Origin of the sequence: Rhizobium anhuiense, assembly GCF_003985145.1 — a bacterium.
Taxonomy (GTDB): domain Bacteria; phylum Pseudomonadota; class Alphaproteobacteria; order Rhizobiales; family Rhizobiaceae; genus Rhizobium; species Rhizobium anhuiense.
On sequence record NZ_ML133521.1, the window covers coordinates 928,187 to 948,435 of the forward strand.

The window sequence follows — 20,249 nt, forward strand, 5'->3', positions numbered from 1 at the left end:
TGTCTACCTCATGCATTGCCGGTGGCGGCGCGCACCAGCGCTTCCGGTGACAGTTCGGCGCGTTCGAAAATTCCGGCAGACAGGCCTTCCTTCATCACCAGCACGCGGTCCGACATGCCGATGATTTCGGGCAGTTCGGATGAGACCATGATGATCGACAGGCCCTCGGCGGCGAGTTCGCTGATGAAGCCGTGCACGGCCGCCTTCGAGCCGATATCGATGCCCTTGGTGGGTTCGTCGAGGATGATGACCTTCGGCGCGGTCGCCAGCCATTTGCCGATGACGACCTTCTGCTGGTTGCCGCCCGACAGCGTGCCGACCGGCACGGAAAGGGCCGCGGCGCGCAAATCCAGCCGCTCGGCATATTTGCGGGCGAGCGCGAATTCTTCGGCCGCCCTGAGGAAACCCCGGCGCGAGGTGCGGGCCAGTGACGGCAGTGTCATGTTCTGGAAGATCGGCATCGGCAGCGCCAGTCCATGGCGGCCGCGTTCCTCCGGCACGTAAACGATGCCGGCGCGGATCGCATCCTGCGGCGAATGGATGGTGATCTCGCGGCCTTCGAGCATCATCTTGCCGGAGAGCGGCCTGGTGATGCCGAAGAGCGATTGCGACAGTTCCGAGCGGCCGGCGCCGATCAGGCCGTATATGCCGAGAATCTCGCCCTGGCGCAGGGTGAAGGAGATGTCGCGGAACTCGGTGCGATGGCTGTAATGACTGATCTCGAGAACCGGGCCGCCAATGGCGACATCGATCTTCGGAAAGGCGTTTTCGACGTCGCGGCCGACCATCATGCGGACGATCTCGTCCTGCGGCGTCTCCTTGAGCCGGCCCTGGCCGACGGCGCGGCCGTCGCGGAAGACGACGAAGTCGTCGGCGATCTCGTAAACCTCGTCGAACTTGTGGCTGATGAACAGGATCGCCTTGCCCTGTTCCTTCAGGCCCCGGACGATGCGGAAGAGATCGTCGATCTCCTTGCGGGAGAGGGCTGCCGTCGGTTCGTCCATGATGACGATGCGGGCCTCGATCGAGAGTGCGCGCGCAATCGCCACCAGATGGCGCTGCGCGATCGAGAGGTCCTTCAGCCGGATCGTCGGATCGATATTGCTTTCGAGCGCGGTCAGCAGCGCCTTGGCGCGGCTGTTCATCGTCTGCCAATCGATGGTGCGCCAACGTGTGCGCGGCGCATGGCCGAGGAAGATGTTTTCGGCAACCGTCAGCTCGTCGAACAGCACGGTTTCCTGATGGATGGCGGTGACGCCGGCATCGATCGCGGCCTGGGCGCTGGCGAAGGTTACCGGCCGGCCGTCGACGAGGATCTCGCCTTCATTCGGCCGGTAGATTCCGGTCAGGATCTTGACGAGCGTCGATTTGCCGGCACCGTTTTCGCCGATCAGCGCCGTCACCGTGCCGGGATGCAGCGCGATGCTGACATTGTCGAGCGCCTTCACGCCCGGGAAGATCTGGGAGATGCCGCGCATTTCCAGAATGGCTGGCGCATCACCGGTTTTGCTGTCCGTGGCGGTTTGTTGAAAGGCGGCGTTCATCAAGCTTCTACCAGTGTCGAATGAGAATCCCGGCGGCCGTCGAGCCGCCGGGCTTTTATGCGTCGCTCCGGATCAGAAGACCTTGGAGAACTGGTCGATGTTCGAAGCATTGTAGACGAAGGGATCGGCCATGGCGGCTTCGCCGTTGTCGCCGACCTTGATCTTGCCCATGCGGCCGACTTCGATCTCGCTGCCCGGCTTGCCGTCGGTTTCGCCCTTGACGAGGCGATAGGCGATCTGCGTTGCGGAGTAGCCGAGGTCGATCGGGTTCCAGATGGCGAATTCCTTCGTGGCGCCCGACTTGATCGCGCCGGCCATTTCGGAAGGCAGACCGAGGCCGGTGACGTAGACCTTGCCGACAAGGCCCTTGTCTTCGACGACCTTCGAAGCAGCGAGAACGCCGACCGTCGTCGGAGCGACGATGACCTTGACGTTCGGGTTCGACTTCAACAGGCCTTCGGCTTCACGATAGGACTTGTCCGAGAGGTCGTCGCCATAAACTGTCGTGACGAGGTTGAGGCCCGGGAAATCCTTGAGCTGCTTCTTCATCTGGTCGATCCAGATGTTCTGGTTGGTCGAGGTGGTCGTTGCCGACAGGATGGCGAAGTCGCCCTTGCCGCCGTCGAGATGGTCCTTGGCGAGCGTCAGGCACATCTTGCCGATCAGCTCGTTGGACGACGGGTTGAGCTGCAGGATACGGCCTTCAGGCGCGACGCCCGAATCCCAGGAGATCACCTTGATGCCGCGTTGCGCCGCCTTCTTCAGCGCCGGAACGAGCGCGTCAGGATCATTGGCCGAAACGGCGATGGCGTTGACGCCCTGGGCGATCAGCGAATTGATGACTTCGATCTGGCCTTCGGCCGTCGTCGACGTCGGACCGGTATAGATGACCTCGACACCGCCGAGTTCCTTGGCGGCTTCCTGCGCGCCCTTGTTGGCGGCATCGAAGAAGCCGTTGCCGAGCGACTTGACGACGAGGCCGATCTTGATGTCGGCGGCGCTGGCCGTTCCCGCCATCATGGCGACGGCAAATGCCACGCCGATTGCGAGTTTCTTTGCGAGTTTCATGCTTTCATCCTCCCACTTGATTGACACTCTTCACACCTGGCCGGCGCCTCATGCGACCGACGAGGAATCCTCCTTGATTGCCTGTGCGACCGGGCTCGCGACAATGAGCCTGATGCCGGCATTTTCGATCATCCTGGCGGCTTCCTCCGGAATGCCGTCATCGGTGATCACAGTCGACACACGCTCGAGCGGGCAAAGAATGAGGCTCGAGCGGCGATGGAACTTGCTGGAATCGGCCATGACGACCAATTCGTCGGCCTGATGCATCAGCTTCTGTTCGCTCTGGATGATCAGCGCGTCGGCTTCCATGATGCCGAGCGGGCCGATACCCTGCGCGCCGATGAAGAAACGGCGGGCGTAGAAATTGCGGATCGCGTCATTGTCGAAGGGGGAGAGGATCAGGCTCTGTTCGCGATAGATCGCGCCGCCCGGCACTGTCACCGTGTTCTTCGAATGCTTGACCAGATGTTCGGCGATCGCGAAGGAGTTGGTCATCACCTGCAGGCGGTGCGCCGCCATGAAATGCACCATCTGGAAGGTGGTCGTGCCGCCATTGATGATGATCGCGTCACCCGGATCGCAAAGCTCGACCGCCTGGCGGGCGATTGCGCGTTTCTTGTCGATGTTGACCGATTCCGAAACACGGAAAGGGCGCCCGGCAAGATTGCCGAGCTGCGGTGGATGCACCGCCTCGGCGCCGCCGCGCACACGCCGGATCTTGCCCTGGACATGAAGAGCCGCGATGTCGCGCCGGATCGTCGCCTCGGAAGCCTCGGTCAGTTCGGAAATATCCTGAACCGTCACGACGGACTTTTCCTGAACGGCGCTCAGAATAATGCGATGGCGTTCGCGTTCGTGCATGGGGCTCCTCCTTCAATCGTTTATTTCCCACATATGACAATGTGTCAATCAAAAACGATCATAAATTTTCATATTGCGCTGCACAATAATCGAATTTGATCGTTTTCGATTGACAAGCTGCGTTTTGATGAGCGATACCGTCAACGAAAAGGGGCGCGAACCCTCGCGCCCCGATGACGATTTCATATGGGAGGATGACATGGCGGCGAACGTCCGGCTTCTGGAAAACCGGTGGGATGATGGTTACGCGGCAGGTCTCGACGAGCCCGGCAAGCTGCTTTATCGCTCCAACCTGCTCGGCGCCGACAAGCGCATCACCAATTACGGCGGCGGCAACACCTCGGCGAAGGTAATGGAAACCGATCCGTTGACCGGCGGCAAAGTCAAGGTGCTCTGGGTCAAGGGTTCGGGCGGCGATGTCGGCACGATCAAGCTCGACGGTTTCGCGACACTCTACCAGGACAAGCTGGAATCGGTGAAGGGCATCTACAAGGGCGTCGAGGATGAGGACCGCATGGTCGGCTTCCTGCCGCACTGCACCTTCAACCTGAACGCCCGCGCCGCCTCGATCGATACGCCGCTGCACGGTTTCGTGCCTTTCACCCATGTCGACCACATGCATCCCGATGCGATCATCGCGATCGCCGCATCGAAGAATTCCAGGGAGCTGACGCAGCAGATCTTCGGCGACGAGATCGGCTGGCTGCCCTGGCGTCGCCCGGGCTTCCAGCTCGGCCTCGACCTCGGCGCTTTCGTCGCCGCCAATCCGAATGCCAAGGGCGTCGTGCTCGAAAGCCATGGCCTCTTCACCTGGGCTGACGACGCCAAGGCCTGCTATGAGCTGACGCTCGATATCATCAACAAGGCGATCGTCTGGTTTGCCGGAAAGACCGAGGGAAAGACGATTTTCGGCGGCGCCGTCACGCAGAGCCTGGCCGTTGCCGAGCGCCGCGCCATCGCTGCCCGGCTGATGCCGGAAATCCGCGGCCGCATCGGCAAGCAGGAGCGCAAGCTCGGCCATTTCGACGATCAGGACGCCGTGCTCGAATTCGTCAATTCCAAGGATTTGCGCCCGCTCGGCGCGCTCGGCACCAGCTGCCCGGATCATTTCCTGCGCACCAAGATTCGCCCGCTGATCGTCGATTTCGATCCGGCCAAGCCGGATGTCGACGCGATCGTCGCCGGTCTCGACCAGGCGCTGGAGGACTACCGCGCCGATTACGCCCGCTATTACAACGACTGCAAGCATGACAATTCGCCGGCCATGCGCGACGCCAATCCGGTCATCTTCCTCGTCCCCGGCGTCGGCATGCTGTCCTTTGCTCGCGACAAGGCGACGGCCCGCATCGCCAGCGAATTCTACGTCAACGCCATCAATGTCATGCGCGGGGCGTCGACGGTCTCGGAATATCAGGGCCTGCCGGAGCAGGAAGCCTTTGATATCGAATACTGGCTGCTTGAAGAGGCCAAGCTCCAGCGCATGCCGAAGCCGAAGAGCCTCGCCGGCCGCGTCGCCTTCGTCACCGGCGGCGCCGGCGGCATCGGCCGGGCGACGGCGGCGCGCCTCGTCGGCGAGGGCGCCTGCGTGGTGCTTGCCGATATCGACCAGGCGGCGCTCGAGGGCACCGAAGCTGATTTCGTCAAGAAATATGGCGCCGACGCCGTCCGCAGCGTCCGGCTCGACGTCACCCAGGAACATGCGGTGATCGCCGCCTTCGTGGAAGCCTGCGTCGAATTCGGCGGCGTCGATATTCTCGTCTCGAATGCCGGCATTGCCTCCTCCGCGCCGATCGAAACAACCGAGCTGTCGACCTGGAACCGCAATATCGATATTCTGGCGACCGGTTATTTCCTCGTCTCGCGTGAAGCGTTCCGCCTGTTCCGCCGTCAGGCGCTCGGCGGCAACGTCATCTTCGTCGCCTCGAAAAACGGTCTTGCCGCCTCGCCGAACGCGTCTGCCTATTGCACCGCCAAGGCTGCCGAAATCCATCTCGCCCGCTGCCTGGCGCTGGAAGGTGCCGATGCCGGCATCCGCGTCAACACGGTCAACCCGGATGCCGTCCTGCGCGGCTCGAAGATCTGGAGCGGCGAATGGCGCGAGCAGCGCGCCGCCTCGTCGAAGATCGAGGTGGACGATCTCGAGGAACATTACCGCAAGCGTTCGATGCTGAAACTCAACGTGTTTCCGGAAGATATCGCCGAGGCGATCTATTTCCTCGCTTCGGACCTCTCGGCAAAATCGACCGGCAACATCATCAACGTCGATGCCGGCAACGTGCAGAGCTTTACGCGCTGATTTTGATTGACGGCGGATGCGTCGGCCCCTCACCCTAACCCTCTGCCCGTCATGACGGGGAGAGGGGACTTGCCTGACGAAGCGTTGGAGCGGGACGGAGACGGCGCGGCAAATTCCCTTCTCCCCGTCTGAACGGGGAGAAGGTGCCAGCAGGCGGATGAGGGGCTGCCCCTACGGCAAAGTCCCAATGTTTAAAATGCATAACCGGGAGGAAGACATGGCCGAATTCAGGATCGCGCAGGACCTGGTCGCAACGGATAACGACAAACGGGCAACCGCGCTGAAAGCCGATTACGAGGCGCTGGGCGCAGCGCTTGCCCGCCGCGGCGTCGATATCGAGGCGGTCACCCGCAGGGTTGCCGAATTCTTCGTCGCCGTTCCCTCCTGGGGTGTGGGCACCGGCGGCACGCGGTTTGCCCGTTTCCCCGGCACCGGCGAGCCGCGCGGGATTTTCGACAAGCTCGACGATTGCGCCGTCATCAACCAGCTGACGCAAGCGACGCCGAATGTCTCCCTGCATATCCCCTGGGACAAGGCGGATGCACGGGAGTTGAAGGCCAAGGGCGACGCGCTCGGCCTCGGCTTCGATGCGATGAACTCCAACACCTTTTCCGATGCGCCCGGCCAGGCCCATTCCTACAAATACGGTTCGCTCAGCCATACCGACGCGGCAACGCGGGCGCAGGCAGTCGAGCACAATCTCGAATGCATCGAGATCGGCAAGGCGCTCGGCTCCAAGGCATTGACGGTCTGGATCGGCGACGGCTCGAACTTCCCCGGCCAGAGCCATTTCACCAAGGCTTTCGAGCGTTACCTCGCCTCGATGGCTGACATTTACAAGGCGCTGCCCGATGATTGGAAGCTGTTCTCCGAGCACAAGATGTACGAGCCGGCCTTCTATTCCACCATCGTGCAAGATTGGGGCACCAACTACCTGATCGCCCAGACGCTCGGCCCCAAGGCCTACTGCCTCGTCGACCTCGGCCACCATGCGCCGAACACCAATATCGAGATGATCGTCGCCCGCCTGATCCAGTTCGGCAAGCTCGGCGGTTTCCACTTCAACGATTCGAAATATGGCGACGACGATCTCGATGCCGGCGCGATCGATCCTTACCGGCTGTTCCTGGTGTTCAACGAGCTGGTCGATGCCGAGCAGCGCGGCGTCAACGATTTCAACCCGGCCCATATGATCGACCAGTCGCACAATGTCACCGATCCGATCGAAAGCCTGATCAACAGCGCCAACGAAATCCGCCGCGCCTATGCGCAGGCGCTGATCGTCGACCGCAAGGCACTCTCCGGTTACCAGGACGACAATGACGCGCTGATGGCGTCGGAAACGCTGAAGCGCGCCTATCGCGCCGATGTCGAGCCGATCCTCGCCGAAGCGCGCCGCAGGGCCGGCGGCGCGATCGACCCGATCGCCGTCTACCGCGCCAGCGGTTACCGCAGACAAGTGGCGGCCGAGCGTCCGGCTTCCGCTGCCGGCGGCGGCGGTATCATCTGAGCGTCAATCGTCTCGCATGATCTGAGGTCATGCCAACAAAAAGCGGCCGCCGGCAGCGAAGAGGTGATGCACCGCCGGCGGCTCGCCGTTTTACGGCTTCCATTGCCCCGCGACCTGTCGGGTGGCGACGTTCAGCCGGTTCCAGACATTGATATTGGCGATGGCGACGACGAGGGCCGCAAGGCTTTTGCCATCGTAGTGCCGGGTCGCTTCATCCCAGATATCATCCGGCACCGGATCCGCCCGATCGCTGAGGCGGGTGATCGCCTCGGTGAGCGCAAGCGCGGCGCGTTCGGCATTGCTATAATAGGGGGCGTCGCGCCAGCCGGCGACGGCAAAGAGCCGCTCGTCGGTCTCGCCGTGTTTGCGGGCAATGCGCCAATGACCATCGATGCATACGCTGCAGCCGTTGATCTGGCTGGCGCGCAGATTGACCAGTTCGAGCAGCTTTGGCGAAAGACCGGTTTCTGTCGGCACCTTGCTGAGCGCATTGAGCGCCTGCATGGCCGCGGGAAGGACAAGGGCTGGATTTCCCATTCTCTCCTGCATGACCAATTTTTCCTGCATGATATGTCTCCTTGATGCGTTTGTCGTTTGACGATCCGCCGGCGCTGTCACATCGGCCGGGTTTCATGCGTCATGGCTCTGACGGAACGCAGCGGAGGAATGTGACACATGGACGAGAAAAAATGGCTGGCCGATGAATTCGAGGCGAACAGGGCGCATCTGGGGGCTGCCGCTTATCGCATGCTCGGCTCGCGCAGCGAGGCAGATGATGCCGTTCAGGAGGCCTGGCTGCGGCTCAACCGCACGGACACGACAGGGGTCGGCAATCTCGGCGGCTGGCTGACGACGGTGGTGGCGCGCATCTGCCTCGACATGCTGCGCGCCCGCAAGAGCCGGCGCGAGGAGCCGCTGGAGGCGCCGCTCCATGCCGGGATCGCCGATCCGGCGAAGGATCCGGAGCGTGAGGCCGCCTTTGCCGATTCGGTCGGCATGGCGCTGCTCGTGGTGCTGCAGACATTGGCGCCCGCCGAACGTGTCGCCTTCGTGCTGCACGACATGTTCGATCTGCCCTTCGACGAGATCGCCCCGATCATCGGCCGTTCGTCGGCCGCCACCCGCCAGCTCGCAAGCCGCGCCCGCCGCCGGGTGCAGGGCTTGGACGAAGCGCCTGATGTCGATCTCGGTCGCAAGCGGACGATCGCCGAGGCCTTTCTGACGGCGTCGCGGAACGGCGATCTGGAAGGCTTGATCGCGGTGCTTGCTCCTGACGTCGTCTTCCGGCCGGATGCGACGGCCGCCCGCTTCGGCACCATTGGCGAGATGCGCGGCGCAGCTCAGGTGGCCGAAGCCTTCAAGGGCCGGGCCCAGGCAGCCGAAATCGCCATCGTCGACGGCGAGCTCGGATTCGTCGTGCAGATCGCGGGCCAGCTGCGCGTCGTGGTGGCGCTGACGATCGACGATGGCAGGATCGCCGCGATCGACGCCATCGCCGATCCGGATCACCTGGAACGGCTCGACTATTCGATCCTTCGAGATTGAAAACAAACGTCAATTTTCCGGATCTTCGAAACAGGCGCGCTTCGAAAGGAGCGTGCCCGCTGGCGTTTCCTCAGTGGCGAGGGCCGTGTCATTTTCCTTGACAGCGGTGTGTCCGGCTTTATTCTATTATAAAGATTTATATAGCATAATTATGGAATTATGATGGGTATGCGCTGCGGCATCATCTCCAGCCCCCCACCTTTTCCATGATGACAAGAGATGACCGAGAGTGATCCCGGTCCGAGACTTCGAAAGGAATGCATATCATGTCCGGCGATCAGGCGAAGAAGCCGCTCCTCCTCACCAATGTCAGACCGATGGCTTTCGGTGCGGGCACATCCGAGGGGATGATCGACATTCTCGTCAATGCCGACGGCAGGATCGCCGAGATTGGTCCGTCGCTTGCGGTCTCGCAGGATGTGACGCGCATCGACGGCAAAGGCGCCTTCATCTCACCCGGCTGGGTCGACCTGCACGTGCATATCTGGCACGGCGGCACCGACATCTCCATCCGCCCCTCCGAATGCGGTGTCGAGCGCGGCGTCACCACGCTGGTCGATGCCGGTTCGGCCGGTGAGGCGAATTTCCATGGCTTCCGCGAATATATCATCGAGCCCTCGCGCGAACGCATCAAGGCCTTCCTGAATCTGGGCTCGATCGGCCTCGTCGCCTGCAATCGCGTCGCCGAACTCAGGGATATAAGAGATATCGATCTCGACCGCATCCTCGAAGTCTATGCCGAAAACAGCGAGCATATCGTCGGCATCAAGGTGCGCGCCAGCCATGTCATCACCGGCTCTTGGGGCGTGACGCCGGTCAAGCTCGGCAAGAAGATCGCCAAGATTTTGAAAGTGCCGATGATGGTGCATGTCGGCGAGCCGCCGGCGCTCTATGATGAGGTGCTGGAGATCCTCGGCCCCGGCGACGTCGTCACCCATTGCTTCAACGGCAAGGCCGGTTCGAGCATCATGGAGGACGAGGACCTCTTCACTCTCGCCGAGCGCTGCGCCTCCGAGGGCATCCGTCTCGACATCGGCCATGGCGGCGCCTCCTTCTCCTTCAAGGTCGCCGAAGCGGCAATCGCGCGCGGGCTGCTGCCATTCTCGATCTCGACCGACCTGCACGGCCATTCGATGAATTTCCCGGTCTGGGACCTGGCGACGACGATGTCGAAGCTGCTGAGCGTCGGCATGCCCTTCGACAAGGTGGTGGAAGCCGTCACCCATGCGCCGGCATCCGTCATCAAGCTGTCGATGGAAAATCGGCTTTCGGTCGGCTCTCAAGCCGAATTCACGATTTTCGACCTGGTCGATTCCGACCTCGAAGCGACGGATTCCAATGGCGACGTCTCGGTTCTCAACAAGCTGTTCGAGCCGCGCTACGCAGTGATGGGCGCCGATGCCTTCGCCGCCAGCCGCTACGTGCCGCGGGCACGCAAGCTGGTGCGCCACAGCCACGGCTATTCCTACAGGTAGGATTGGCTGAAGAGGGCGAGGATCAGCGGTTACGCCAGCCCATCAGCTTTTCGATCCGTTCCGCCGAACTGCGCACATGCGCGGTGTAGTGGTTCTCGTCGGAAAAGGCCTTCTGCTCCGGCAGCACGATGGAAATGGTGGCGACGCACTGGCCGTCGCGATCGCAGATCGGCGAGGCGATGCAGGCAACCGCATAATCCGATTCCCCCGCCTGGATCGACAGGCGCGACTCGAAGGCCTTGCCGGCGGCTTCCGACAGTGTGCCCGGGTCGATCTCGGCGCGGCCGGTCGGTGAGGAGCGGGCGCAGCGCTTGAACAGTTCGATGCGCTCCTCCTCGGGCAGGTGGCCGACGAGCAGGCGGCCGGAGGCCGTCCAGTTCAGCGGCACACGGGTGCCGACGCGCGACGCCACCTGGAAATGGCTCGGGCCGTCGGCCATGGCCAGCACCAGCATATAATCGCCGTCGCGGCCGCAGACCTGCACGGTTTCGCCGGCCTGGCGGCAGAGATCGTGCATTTCATGGGTGGCGATGCTCATGAAATCCAGCGATCGCGCATAGGCAAGGCCGTAATGATAGAGCCGCGCGCCGAGCCAGATCGAGCCGTCCGCCTGCCGCGTCAGCATGTTCTTCTCGACGAGATCGTCGACGATGACGTAGACGGTCGACAGCGGCGCCTTGACCGCCTTGGCGATGGCATAGACGCCGGCCGGCGATCCGGTCTCATAGAGATGATCGATCACCTGAAGCGCGCGATCGATACCGCTGACGCGCGCCCGCCGCGCGCCCTTGCCGCCTGCCTCGCCGGCAACGCCCTCATCTTCGGAGTAAACTGCGGATGATGTCTTTCCGTCCAATTCCACGCACCTCATGAAAACTGCGATCATGTTACATTACTATGGCATAGCTGTCGCCGTGGCAAATCGCAACATCTTGTAGGTTGATCGTCTGGGCGGATGTGGCGGAGGGGGAATGACGTTGGAACAACCAACCGCAGCCTGAGTTTGCCGTTAAACCCAGGAGGTCATGATGACGAATTATCCAACACCACCGTTCCCATCCCAGAAACAACCGATGCCGGGTTTTACTGCGCAGATGGACCCTATTCCCGATCACGGTGAGAAGAGCTATCGGGGATCCGAACGACTAAAGGGCAAGCGGGCGATCATCACCGGCGGCGATAGCGGCATCGGTCGGGCCGTGGCGATTGCCTATGCCCGTGAAGGCGCCGATCTGCTGATCTCCTATCTCGACGAGGATGAGGATGCCGATGAGACGAAACGGCTCGTCGAGCAGGCCGGGCGCAAGGCTGTGCTCGTCAGCGGCGACATCCAGGATCCCGCCCACTGCAGGCAGATCGTCGAGACGGCGGTCAAGGAACTGGGCGGTATCGACATTCTCGTCAACAACGCCGCGCATCAGGCGAGCTTCAAGAGTATCGACGAGATCAGCGACGAGGAGTGGGAACTGACTTTCAAGGTCAACATCCATGCGATGTTCTACCTGACCAAGGCAGCCGTCGCCCATATGAAGCCCGGCAGCGCCATCATCAATACGGCCTCGATCAATTCGGACAATCCGAACCCGACACTGCTTGCCTATGCGACGACCAAGGGCGCGATCCAGAATTTCACTGCCGGCCTTGCCCAGCTTCTGGCCGAAAAAGGCATTCGCGCCAATGCGGTGGCGCCGGGCCCGATCTGGACGCCGCTCATCCCTTCGACGCTGCCGGAAGAAAGCGTCAGCAATTTCGGCAAGCAGGTGCCGATGAAGAGGCCGGGCCAGCCGGCCGAGCTTGCCACAGCCTATGTGATGCTGGCCGATCCCTTGTCGAGCTATGTCTCCGGCGCGACAATCGCGGTCACCGGCGGCAAGCCCATTCTCTAATGCATGTCGCCCGGAAGTGTTCAGCGGTTCCTGGATAGGAGCTAAACCGGCTTGCCGTAGCCACCCCCGGTCGGCGTCGTGATGATCACGGCGTCACCGGCTGCGAGTATCGCCTGATCGCAGCCTTCCAGCTTTTCGACTTGGCCGTCGCCGCGGCGGATCTCGGTTTTCCCCAACTGCCCGTTTTCCCCGCCGAACAGGCCGAAAGGCCGGATGGTACGGTGCGAGGAGAGGATGCTGCAATCCATCGTCTCCAGGAAGCGGATGGTGCGCTCGGTACCGCCGCCGGAACTATATTGCCCCTTGCCGCCGGAACCGCGGCGGATGTGGAAATCTTCCAGCACGACGGGAAAACGGAATTCCAGCACCTCGGGATCGGTCAGCCGCGAATTGGTCATGTGGCTGTGCACGCCATCGGCGCCGCTGAAGCCGGTGCCGTCATTGAGCACGCCGGCGGGGCCGCCGGCGCAGATCGTCTCGTAATATTGATAGGTGGCGTTGCCGAAAGTCAGGTTGTTCATCGAGCCCTGGGCTGCCGCCAGTGTTCCGAGCGCTCCGAACAGCGCATTGGTCACATGCTGGCTGGTTTCGACATTGCCGGCGACGACGGCAGCCGGATAGGTCGGGCGCAGCATCGAGCCGTCGGGCACGATGATGCGGATCGGCCGGAGGCAACCGGCATTCATCGGGATCGGCTGCTCGACCATGACACGGAAGACATAGAGCACGGCGGCGCGTGTCACCGGTTCCGGCGCATTGAAATTGGTCGGCTGCTGTGCGCTCGTGCCGGTGAAGTCGACCGTTGCCTCGCGCGCTTTCCTGTCGACGGTGATCTTCACCTTGATAACGGCGCCCTGGTCGGTGGGGTAGGTGAATTCGCTGTCGCTCAGCCGGGCGATGACCCGGCGCACGCTTTCTTCGGCATTGTCCTGGACATGGCCCATATAGGCTTCGACGACGTCGAGCCCGAAATGGGCGACCATCTTGCGCAATTCGTGCACGCCCTTTTCGTTGGCGGCGATCTGCGCCTTCACGTCGGCGACATTCTGGGCAGGATTGCGGGCGGGGTAGGGGTGGTCCGTCAACATCGCCGCGAAGTCGGCCTCACGAAAACGCCCCTTATCGACCAGCAGGAAATTGTCGATCAGCACGCCTTCCTCATCGACCTTCGTCGCCCGCGGGGTCATCGAGCCCGGCGCCTTGCCGCCGATATCGGCATGATGGCCGCGCGAGGCGACATAGAAGAGGATGACCTCTCCGGCATCGTCGAAAACAGGCGTGACGACGGTGATGTCGGGCAGATGCGTGCCGCCATTATACGGTGCGTTGAGCGCGAAGACGTCGCCCGGGCGGATGTTGCCTTGGTTGAGGCGGATGATCGTTTCGACCGAACGGTCCATGGAGCCTAGATGCACCGGCATGTGCGGTGCGTTGGCGACGAGCGCGCCGGTGCGGTCGAAGACGGCGCAGGAGAAATCGAGCCGCTCCTTGATATTGACCGAATGGGCCGTGTTCTGCAGCGTCACGCCCATCTGCTCGGCGATCGCCATGAACAGGTTGTTGAAGACTTCGAGCATCACGGGGTCGGCGCTGGTGCCGATCGCCGCATTGCGCGACAGCGGGATCTCGCGGATGAGGACGATATGGTTGCGGCCGGTGAGCCTTGCCTGCCAGCCCGCCTCGACGACGATCGTCTGATGCGGTTCGATGATCAGCGCGGGGCCTTTGAGGACGGCGCCCGGCTTTAGCGCCTCGCGCTTGAAGATGCCGGCCTCGTGCCATGTTCCACCGGAATAGAAGCGGGTGGTGCGCAGCGCTTCCGGCACCGAGGCGTCCGCCTGAATGTCCGCCTCCTCGATGTCGGCGCCGCCGCCGATGCCCTCGACTTCGATGGAATCGACGACAACAGGCCGGTCGTCGAAGATGAAGCCGAACTGCTTCTTGTGGGCGACGGCAAAGGCTTGCGCCATCTCCTCCTGCTGCCCGAAGGCAACGGGCAGGGCCGTGTCGGTGCCCTTATATTGCAGGTGCAGTCGGGTGACGATCTCCAGATCGGCCGCCTCGACGCCTTGCAGCGTCATTTCCCCACGCACCTCCTCTTCCAGCTCGGCCCTGACGGCGCCGATCGTCGTCAAGGCCGTGTCGAGTTCGGTCAGGACGGCGCGCTGGCGCGTGGCGCGGATATCGGCGAGACCCATGCCATAGGCCGAAAGGATGCCGGAGAAGGGGTGGATCAGCACGGTCTTCATGCCGAGGCTGTCGGCCACGAGGCAGGCATGCTGGCCGCCGGCGCCGCCGAAGCAGGTGAGCGCATAGTCCGAAACGTCATAGCCGCGCTGCACGGAGATTTTCTTGATGGCATTGGCCATGTTCTCGACGGCGATGGCGAGAAAACCGTCGGCGACGTCTTCCGCCGTCCGCCCGCCGCCGATCGTCTGCGCCATCTCGGCAAAGGCGCTGCGCACCGCCTCGGCATCGAGCGGCTGGTCCTGCCCCGGCCCGAAGATTTCAGGGAAGAAATCCGGCAGCAGCTTGCCGGTCATGATGTTGGCGTCGGTGACGGCAAGCGGACCGCCGCGGCGGTAGGATTTCGGACCGGGCGTCGCCCCGGCTGAATCGGGACCGACGCGGAAGCGCGAACCGTCATAACTCAGGATCGAGCCGCCGCCGGCAGCAACGGTGTGGATCTTCATCATCGGCGCGCGCATGCGCACACCGGCGACCTCGGTCTCGAAAGCGCGTTCCAATTCACCGTCGTAATGCGAGACATCGGTCGAAGTGCCGCCCATGTCGAAGCCGATCATTCGGTCAAAGCCGGCGATGCGCGAGACCTCGACCGCGCCGACCACGCCGCCGGCGGGGCCGGACAGGATCGCATCCTTGCCCTGGAAGAGATGCGCGTCGGTCAGTCCGCCGGAAGACTGCATGAACATCAGCTTCGGGCCCTCTGCGTCGCCGGTGCCGAGCTCGGCGGCAACCTGATCAACATAACGCCGGAGAACCGGAGACAGATAGGCATCGACGACGGCGGTGTCGCCGCGCCCGACGAGCTTGATCAGCGGTGAAACGACATGCGAGGGCGAGATCTGCGTGAAACCGATTGCGCTGGCGATGGCGGCGGCCTGCTGCTCATGCTCGGGATAGCGGTAGGCATGCATGAAGACGATGGCGACGGCGCGCAGGCCGCTGGCATAGGCGGTTTCAAGCGCTTGTCGCAGGTCATGCTCGTTAAGGGCACGTTCCACTGTGCCGTCCGCCAACACCCGCTCGTCGGCCTCGATGACATCGGCATAAAGCAGTTCCGGCTTGACGATCTTCTTGGCGAAGATATCGGCGCGGGCCTGGTAGCCGATCTCCAGCGCATCGCGAAACCCCTTCGTCGTCACCAAGAGGGTTGGATCGCCCTTGCGTTCCAGGAGGGCGTTGGTGGCGACCGTCGTTCCCATCTTCACCGCGCCGATGAGGTCGGAAGGGATCGGTTCGCCCGGATCAAGGCCAAGCAATTCACGGATGCCGTGCACGGCCGGGTCGCGATAGGCTTCCGGATTTTCTGAGAGCAGCTTGTGGGCGATGAGCGAACTGTCCGGACGGCGTGCGACGATATCGGTGAACGTGCCGCCGCGATCGACCCAGAAATCCCATTGCCTGCCCATCGTCCGGTCTCCTGTTAAGCTGAAATTTTATTGACGATTTATCGATAAAATGTCAACGTTCTCCCTCTTGGATCATGGAGGGATGCGCATGTCGGATGGACACGGACGACGGGAAATCGGACCGATCGTCTCCTCAGCCCATCTCGCCGATGGCGCGCTTCCGGCCCTTTCGGAGCTCGAGTTCGGCCTTATCCTCGCCGGCAACGCCTTCGACCGCTGGATGGTACGCTGCATGACGGCCGCGGGCGAGCCCGGATGCGCCGCGATCGACGTGCTGGTGCTGCATTCGGTGGCTCACCGGCAGCGGCCGAAGCGGCTCGGCGATCTCTGCAGCGTGCTCGGTGTCGAGGATACGCATCTGGTGATTTATGCAATCAAGAAACTGGAAAAGCGCGGCCTGGTGACAAGCACCCGGGCGGGCAAGGAGAAGCTGGTTGCCGCTACCGAAAAGGGCGTTGAAACCTGCCTGAGATACCGGGCGGTGCGGGAGGCGCTGCTGGTGGAATCGGTCAAGGGGCTGGGTCTCGACGCCGCGGCGACATCGGCGGTGGCGGCGACACTCCGGGCGCTGTCGGGCCATTACGATCAAGCGGCAAGGGCCGCCGCCTCTTTCTGACGGCAGCCCTTGACGGGGGCAGGGAGAGATCCCCAGCTCTTTAATTTAGAACAGGTTGTTCAGCCGAAGCAGGGCATGGCCGGCAGATTGGCGCGGTTTGCAAGCGCTCCGATCACCTTGCCCACCGAAGTCGGCCGCGGTTCGCGTTTGCCGGCGGCCGTCTCCAGGAGTTGCTTGAAGTCTTCAAGCTTCACGCCGTCGGCGCGCAACACCATGGCGATCAGGGGGTCGCGAAGAGCTTCGGATATCGTCAGGTCGTCTCTGGTCTTTCTCATGGTTGTCCTCCTTTCGTGGGCGGTCGCCCGTGTTCCACTTGCCGCTGCCATACCCTCGGCATTGACTTTCGCAGTTCGTGGTGTTACCGGTAAGTAACAATGCATTTGTTACCGATCGGTCACATTGATGTCAAGGACTACGTCCGCAAAAAAATCAGAAACTTCGAATGAAATCTCCGTAGTCGTTTCAGAAGATCGCATCCCGCCGCGGGAGCGTATCGTCTCGACCGCCTCGGAGCTTTTCCGCGAGCGCGGCATTCGCGGCATCGGCGTCGATGCCATCGCCGACGCGGCGCTCACCAACAAGATGACGCTCTACCGGCATTTCGGCTCAAAGGACGAGCTCGTATGCGAAACGTTGCGCCGCGCCTCCGAAAAGGCCGGCGCCATCTGGCACGATCTGGAAGTGGCCTATCCCGGCAATCCGCGCGCCCAGCTCTACGCCTGGGTGGAGACGCGGGCGCAATGTCTGAACGGCGAGCCTGCCGGCTGCGATCTCGCCAATGCCGCCATCGAGTTGAAGGGCGAGGGCCATCCCGCCCACGAGATGATCGAGCGGCACAAGGCCGAACAGCGTGATCGCCTGGCCGCGCTCTGTTCGGCGGCCGGTGCACGCGAACCCGAGCTTCTTGCCGATACGTTGACACTGCTGCTCGAGGGTGCGCGCGTCACCCGCCAAGCCATGGGCACTGCCAACTGCTGCGGTCATTTCGCCAAGGCCTGCAACGCAGCGATTGCCTCTTTCGCCTGACCGCCACTCTAAAGCGCCGCGCGTCTTTTCAGACGCGCGAAGGACACCGTAGCATTTTGAACCATGCAGTCGGGGAACCTTACCGCTTCCGTGTCGTTTTTCCATCACCGGAGGGCAATGTGGAGGCAGGGAGATGAACTACGTCTATCTCAAGCGCCTATATGCCAAACGCGCCGAGCTCGAAGCCAAGCTGGAGCTTCATGATGCGCGCTATTGTTTCGGCGAGGAAGAAGTCGATGATGGCACCGACAGCGATCTGCGTCAGCGGTTGAGCGAGATCTCTGAGGAAATTGCGACGCTGGAGAGCAGGCCGGGCGGCTAATCCGCGCCAAGGATCTCCGTCGTCCGCTCGTCGAATTTTCCCTGATAGAAATGCTCGATCACCCGGTGGAAGGGCGACCCATGGTCGCTGATGGCGGCAAACAGGGTCATCGAGGAGCGCAGCTTGAGGTCGTCGGGCGAGCCCAGGATTTCATGCGCTGATCGGCCGTCAACCGACAAGATCGCCTCGACACAGCGCAACAGCCGGCTTGAGAGAATGGGATCGGCGAGATAGGCGGCGGCTTCCGCAGCCGAACGGATCGCATATTTTTCGGCCATTGCAGAGGTGCCGAGACCGGCGATCTGCGGAAAAATAAACCACATCCAATGGGAGGTCTTGCGCCCGGCCTTCAGTTCCGACAGCGCCTGTTCATAGACGCCGTTCTGGGCATCGATGAAGCGGTCGAAGTCGTAGTCGATGTCACCGGCCATGGTCCCTTTTCCTGCTGTCAACGCAGCCTGGGCCAAGGTCTCCATGCCCGGCGAGCTAGCTTTTCTGTTAGCAGACCCTTTCAGCGTAGGGGCTGCTGTCACGGCAATGGCCGTAAGCCGGATGATGCGGCGTGTTATCATCTGATGTGGCGGCAATGGCCGATGTCGTCATCGGGTCCGTACCACCGGAAGAATATGCGGCGAAGCCCGCAAAGCTCAAGAGAACCAAGGCTCCGACCACGACGATGCGCTCGAAGGGCGAAAGTTTCTGGGCGCTGACATGGTCGACATAGTCGCGCTCGCCCAAGCCGGTGGTTTCATCCTCTTTCGCATGGAGGGTCACCATATCCTGGCGACGGCTCAAAGTTTCACAATCTGTCATTTTAATTACTCCTGCAACACATGCGCAGCCGGCCTCTCAAGAATAAGCTCTCACCCTCATGCCGAAGCGGCTTCGCATGCGTGCAGCATGTGTGTCTTCGATCGTGGCAATTGAAGGGGCGATATGCAAACTCAGTGTTCAAAAAATCGCACTAATAAACGCAAAATATCGTGAAGCTCTGGCCCGTCGGAATGATCCGGGGTAGTTCAGAGGATCATCTTTTTTCTGGATCGTCTCATGAGCAAATCCTTCGGCGCGATGTCGGTCGCCCAGCTTTCTCTCCTCATTCAAGGCGGTGCGGCCGATCCGCTTGAAGTGGCCGAGACGGTCTTCGATACCATCGCGCATTATGCCGACAAGGCTGTCTTCACTGCACTTACCGAAAGCCGGGCGATGGAGGAGGCGCGCGCCGCCTCGAACCGTCTGCGGGAAGGGCGCTCGCTGGGATTGCTGGACGGAATTCCGATCGCCTGGAAAGATCTTTTCGACATGGCGAGCGTGCCGACGACAGCCGGTTCCGTCGTCCTGGCGACGGACGCGCCCGCCAAGCGCGATGCGGCCGTCGTCGGTTTGCTCAGGCACGCGGGCATGGTCGCCGTTGGGCGCACCAATATGAGCGAATTTGCCTTTTCCGGCCTCGGAATCAATCCGCATTACGGCACGCCGGTTAATCCGCGTGGCACCGATCTCCCGCGCATTCCCGGCGGCTCCTCCTCCGGCGCCGGCGTCGCCGTCGCGGCCGGGTTGGTGCCGGTCGCCATGGGCACGGATACCGGCGGCTCGGTGCGCATCCCCGCTGCATTCAACGGTATCGTCGGCTACAAGGCGACACGCGGCCGCCATGCGATGGCAGGCGTCTATCCGCTGGCAAAGAGCCTGGATTCGCTGGGGCCGCTCTGCCGCAGCGTCAGGGATGCGGTCTGGATCGATGCGGCGATGCGTGGATTGACGGCGCCGGCGGTCATTGAACGCCCCTTGCAGGGGCTGGAACTGATCGTGCCTGAGAATGTCGTCTTCGACGGAGCCGAACCCGGCGTCGTCGCTGCGTTCGAGGCGGCTCTGGAACGTCTCCAAAAGGCCGGCGCCCATGTCGCCCGCACTGTCATCCCCGCCTTCAACGAGATCTTCGATCTGATGACGAGATACGGTCCGCTGGTGACGGCGGAGGCTTTTGCACTTCACCGCGAACGCTTGGCCGGGCCGGATGCGGACAGGATGGATCACCGTGTCGTCATGCGCACGCGGCTCGGAAGCAAGACGACGCTGCCCGATTACCTCAGAATTCTTGAGGCGCGCAGCCGCCTGATCGCCGATGTCGAACGCCTTGTCGGCGACCGGCTGATCGCCTTTCCCACCGTTGCCCATGTCGCGCCGCCGATCGGACCGCTGGAGCAGGACGACGAGCTGTTCTTCGCAACGAACAACAAGACGCTGCGCAACACCGCACTCGGCAATTTCCTCGACGGGTGCGGCGTTTCCGTTCCCTGCGGCACGGGAGAGGCCGGTATGCCGGTCGGCCTGCTGCTGTCGGCGACCCGCCATCGCGATGAGGCGCTGCTGGGGTTTGCCCTTGCCGCCGAGGCGGTCATCCGCGGCGATTTCGCCTGAATTGCAATTGAACCGCCGGGCTTTTA

18 protein-coding genes are annotated in these 20,249 nt (G+C 62.4%); 9 read left to right on the forward strand and 9 right to left on the reverse strand.

From position 1 onward, the window contains the following. Window positions 1-8: 8 nt before the first annotated feature. From EEQ99_RS04530 to EEQ99_RS04540, 3 genes are all read right to left on the reverse strand, one after another. On the reverse strand, window positions 9-1,544 hold the full coding sequence (locus EEQ99_RS04530; RefSeq protein WP_028755719.1) for a sugar ABC transporter ATP-binding protein: 1,536 nt from the start codon (window positions 1,542-1,544) through the stop codon (window positions 9-11). Window positions 1,545-1,616: 72 nt separating this feature from the next. Further along, window positions 1,617-2,612: a rhamnose ABC transporter substrate-binding protein gene (gene rhaS, locus EEQ99_RS04535; protein WP_028755720.1), complete on the reverse strand. Its 996-nt coding sequence runs from the start codon at window positions 2,610-2,612 to the stop codon at window positions 1,617-1,619. A gap of 48 nt (window positions 2,613-2,660) precedes the next feature. Continuing rightward, window positions 2,661-3,473, reverse strand: coding sequence for a DeoR/GlpR family DNA-binding transcription regulator (locus tag EEQ99_RS04540; RefSeq protein WP_028755721.1), 813 nt, complete (start codon window positions 3,471-3,473; stop codon window positions 2,661-2,663). Window positions 3,474-3,672: 199 nt separating this feature from the next. On the opposite strand from EEQ99_RS04540, the gene EEQ99_RS04545 reads away from it, so the two are divergent. Both EEQ99_RS04545 and rhaI read left to right on the forward strand, forming a co-directional pair. Further along, a complete protein-coding gene (locus EEQ99_RS04545) occupies window positions 3,673-5,769 on the forward strand; it encodes a bifunctional rhamnulose-1-phosphate aldolase/short-chain dehydrogenase (protein WP_097661271.1) in 2,097 nt (698 codons plus the stop codon). Window positions 5,770-5,986: 217 nt separating this feature from the next. Beyond that, on the forward strand, window positions 5,987-7,279 hold the full coding sequence (gene rhaI, locus EEQ99_RS04550; protein WP_028755723.1) for an L-rhamnose catabolism isomerase: 1,293 nt from the start codon (window positions 5,987-5,989) through the stop codon (window positions 7,277-7,279). Between the two features lie 90 nt (window positions 7,280-7,369). Here rhaI and EEQ99_RS04555 read toward each other — a convergent pair whose 3' ends face one another. Then, window positions 7,370-7,828, reverse strand: coding sequence for a carboxymuconolactone decarboxylase family protein (locus tag EEQ99_RS04555; protein WP_047613475.1), 459 nt, complete (start codon window positions 7,826-7,828; stop codon window positions 7,370-7,372). Window positions 7,829-7,954: 126 nt separating this feature from the next. Here EEQ99_RS04555 and EEQ99_RS04560 point away from each other — a divergent pair, with 126 nt between their 5' ends. Both EEQ99_RS04560 and EEQ99_RS04565 read left to right on the forward strand, forming a co-directional pair. Then, the gene (locus EEQ99_RS04560; protein ID WP_097543453.1) at window positions 7,955-8,824 is read left to right on the forward strand and encodes a sigma-70 family RNA polymerase sigma factor; all 870 of its coding nucleotides are present in this window, start codon (window positions 7,955-7,957) and stop codon (window positions 8,822-8,824) included. Between the two features lie 266 nt (window positions 8,825-9,090). Further along, window positions 9,091-10,299 (forward strand): amidohydrolase/deacetylase family metallohydrolase, encoded by a 1,209-nt coding sequence (locus EEQ99_RS04565; protein ID WP_097543538.1) that lies wholly within the window; start codon window positions 9,091-9,093, stop codon window positions 10,297-10,299. A 22-nt stretch (window positions 10,300-10,321) separates the two neighbouring features. Here the strand turns inward: EEQ99_RS04565 and EEQ99_RS04570 are convergent, their stop codons facing one another. Continuing rightward, on the reverse strand, window positions 10,322-11,170 hold the full coding sequence (locus EEQ99_RS04570; protein ID WP_097543537.1) for an IclR family transcriptional regulator: 849 nt from the start codon (window positions 11,168-11,170) through the stop codon (window positions 10,322-10,324). A 157-nt stretch (window positions 11,171-11,327) separates the two neighbouring features. Here EEQ99_RS04570 and EEQ99_RS04575 point away from each other — a divergent pair, with 157 nt between their 5' ends. Beyond that, a complete protein-coding gene (locus EEQ99_RS04575) occupies window positions 11,328-12,185 on the forward strand; it encodes an SDR family oxidoreductase (RefSeq protein WP_097543452.1) in 858 nt (285 codons plus the stop codon). Window positions 12,186-12,226: 41 nt separating this feature from the next. Here EEQ99_RS04575 and EEQ99_RS04580 read toward each other — a convergent pair whose 3' ends face one another. Then, complete coding sequence (locus tag EEQ99_RS04580) at window positions 12,227-15,838, reverse strand: hydantoinase B/oxoprolinase family protein (RefSeq protein ID WP_097543451.1); 3,612 nt, start codon at window positions 15,836-15,838, stop codon at window positions 12,227-12,229. 88 nt (window positions 15,839-15,926) lie between these two features. Between EEQ99_RS04580 and EEQ99_RS04585 the strand changes: the two genes are divergently transcribed. Then, window positions 15,927-16,454 carry a winged helix DNA-binding protein gene (locus tag EEQ99_RS04585; protein WP_097543450.1) on the forward strand — a complete coding sequence of 176 codons (528 nt, stop codon included), beginning with the start codon at window positions 15,927-15,929 and terminating at the stop codon, window positions 16,452-16,454. 59 nt (window positions 16,455-16,513) lie between these two features. On the opposite strand, the gene EEQ99_RS04590 is transcribed toward EEQ99_RS04585, so the two are convergent. Then, window positions 16,514-16,729, reverse strand: coding sequence for a hypothetical protein (locus EEQ99_RS04590; protein ID WP_097543449.1), 216 nt, complete (start codon window positions 16,727-16,729; stop codon window positions 16,514-16,516). A 127-nt stretch (window positions 16,730-16,856) separates the two neighbouring features. Between EEQ99_RS04590 and EEQ99_RS04595 the strand changes: the two genes are divergently transcribed. Together EEQ99_RS04595 and EEQ99_RS04600 are read left to right on the forward strand one after the other, a co-directional pair. Further along, window positions 16,857-17,480: a TetR/AcrR family transcriptional regulator gene (locus EEQ99_RS04595; RefSeq protein WP_097543448.1), complete on the forward strand. Its 624-nt coding sequence runs from the start codon at window positions 16,857-16,859 to the stop codon at window positions 17,478-17,480. Window positions 17,481-17,613: 133 nt separating this feature from the next. Then, a complete protein-coding gene (locus EEQ99_RS04600; protein ID WP_047612978.1) occupies window positions 17,614-17,802 on the forward strand; it encodes a hypothetical protein in 189 nt (62 codons plus the stop codon). Here EEQ99_RS04600 and EEQ99_RS04605 read toward each other — a convergent pair. After that, window positions 17,799-18,233: a DUF1810 domain-containing protein gene (locus tag EEQ99_RS04605; protein ID WP_097543447.1), complete on the reverse strand. Its 435-nt coding sequence runs from the start codon at window positions 18,231-18,233 to the stop codon at window positions 17,799-17,801. The two genes, EEQ99_RS04600 and EEQ99_RS04605, sit on opposite strands and share 4 nt — an antisense overlap. A 67-nt stretch (window positions 18,234-18,300) precedes the next feature. Next, window positions 18,301-18,579 carry a hypothetical protein gene (locus EEQ99_RS04610; RefSeq protein ID WP_052213315.1) on the reverse strand — a complete coding sequence of 93 codons (279 nt, stop codon included), beginning with the start codon at window positions 18,577-18,579 and terminating at the stop codon, window positions 18,301-18,303. A gap of 273 nt (window positions 18,580-18,852) precedes the next feature. On the opposite strand from EEQ99_RS04610, the gene EEQ99_RS04615 reads away from it, so the two are divergent. Then, window positions 18,853-20,223: an amidase gene (locus EEQ99_RS04615; RefSeq protein ID WP_127430057.1), complete on the forward strand. Its 1,371-nt coding sequence runs from the start codon at window positions 18,853-18,855 to the stop codon at window positions 20,221-20,223. Window positions 20,224-20,249 lie beyond the last annotated feature (26 nt).

Excerpts from the sequence above, each read along its gene's own strand:
- EEQ99_RS04530 (WP_028755719.1), bottom strand. The coding sequence starts at position 1,544 with ATGAACGCCGCCTTTCAACAAACCGCCACGGACAGCAAAACCGGTGAT.
- rhaS (WP_028755720.1), bottom strand. The coding sequence starts at position 2,612 with ATGAAACTCGCAAAGAAACTCGCAATCGGCGTGGCATTTGCCGTCGCC.
- EEQ99_RS04540 (WP_028755721.1), bottom strand. The coding sequence starts at position 3,473 with ATGCACGAACGCGAACGCCATCGCATTATTCTGAGCGCCGTTCAGGAA.
- EEQ99_RS04545 (WP_097661271.1), top strand. The coding sequence starts at position 3,673 with ATGGCGGCGAACGTCCGGCTTCTGGAAAACCGGTGGGATGATGGTTAC.
- rhaI (WP_028755723.1), top strand. The coding sequence starts at position 5,987 with ATGGCCGAATTCAGGATCGCGCAGGACCTGGTCGCAACGGATAACGAC.
- EEQ99_RS04555 (WP_047613475.1), bottom strand. The coding sequence starts at position 7,828 with ATGCAGGAGAGAATGGGAAATCCAGCCCTTGTCCTTCCCGCGGCCATG.
- EEQ99_RS04560 (WP_097543453.1), top strand. The coding sequence starts at position 7,955 with ATGGACGAGAAAAAATGGCTGGCCGATGAATTCGAGGCGAACAGGGCG.
- EEQ99_RS04565 (WP_097543538.1), top strand. The coding sequence starts at position 9,091 with ATGTCCGGCGATCAGGCGAAGAAGCCGCTCCTCCTCACCAATGTCAGA.
- EEQ99_RS04570 (WP_097543537.1), bottom strand. The coding sequence starts at position 11,170 with ATGAGGTGCGTGGAATTGGACGGAAAGACATCATCCGCAGTTTACTCC.
- EEQ99_RS04575 (WP_097543452.1), top strand. The coding sequence starts at position 11,328 with ATGACGAATTATCCAACACCACCGTTCCCATCCCAGAAACAACCGATG.
- EEQ99_RS04580 (WP_097543451.1), bottom strand. The coding sequence starts at position 15,838 with ATGGGCAGGCAATGGGATTTCTGGGTCGATCGCGGCGGCACGTTCACC.
- EEQ99_RS04585 (WP_097543450.1), top strand. The coding sequence starts at position 15,927 with ATGTCGGATGGACACGGACGACGGGAAATCGGACCGATCGTCTCCTCA.
- EEQ99_RS04590 (WP_097543449.1), bottom strand. The coding sequence starts at position 16,729 with ATGAGAAAGACCAGAGACGACCTGACGATATCCGAAGCTCTTCGCGAC.
- EEQ99_RS04595 (WP_097543448.1), top strand. The coding sequence starts at position 16,857 with ATGTCAAGGACTACGTCCGCAAAAAAATCAGAAACTTCGAATGAAATC.
- EEQ99_RS04600 (WP_047612978.1), top strand. The coding sequence starts at position 17,614 with ATGAACTACGTCTATCTCAAGCGCCTATATGCCAAACGCGCCGAGCTC.
- EEQ99_RS04605 (WP_097543447.1), bottom strand. The coding sequence starts at position 18,233 with ATGGCCGGTGACATCGACTACGACTTCGACCGCTTCATCGATGCCCAG.
- EEQ99_RS04610 (WP_052213315.1), bottom strand. The coding sequence starts at position 18,579 with ATGGTGACCCTCCATGCGAAAGAGGATGAAACCACCGGCTTGGGCGAG.
- EEQ99_RS04615 (WP_127430057.1), top strand. The coding sequence starts at position 18,853 with ATGAGCAAATCCTTCGGCGCGATGTCGGTCGCCCAGCTTTCTCTCCTC.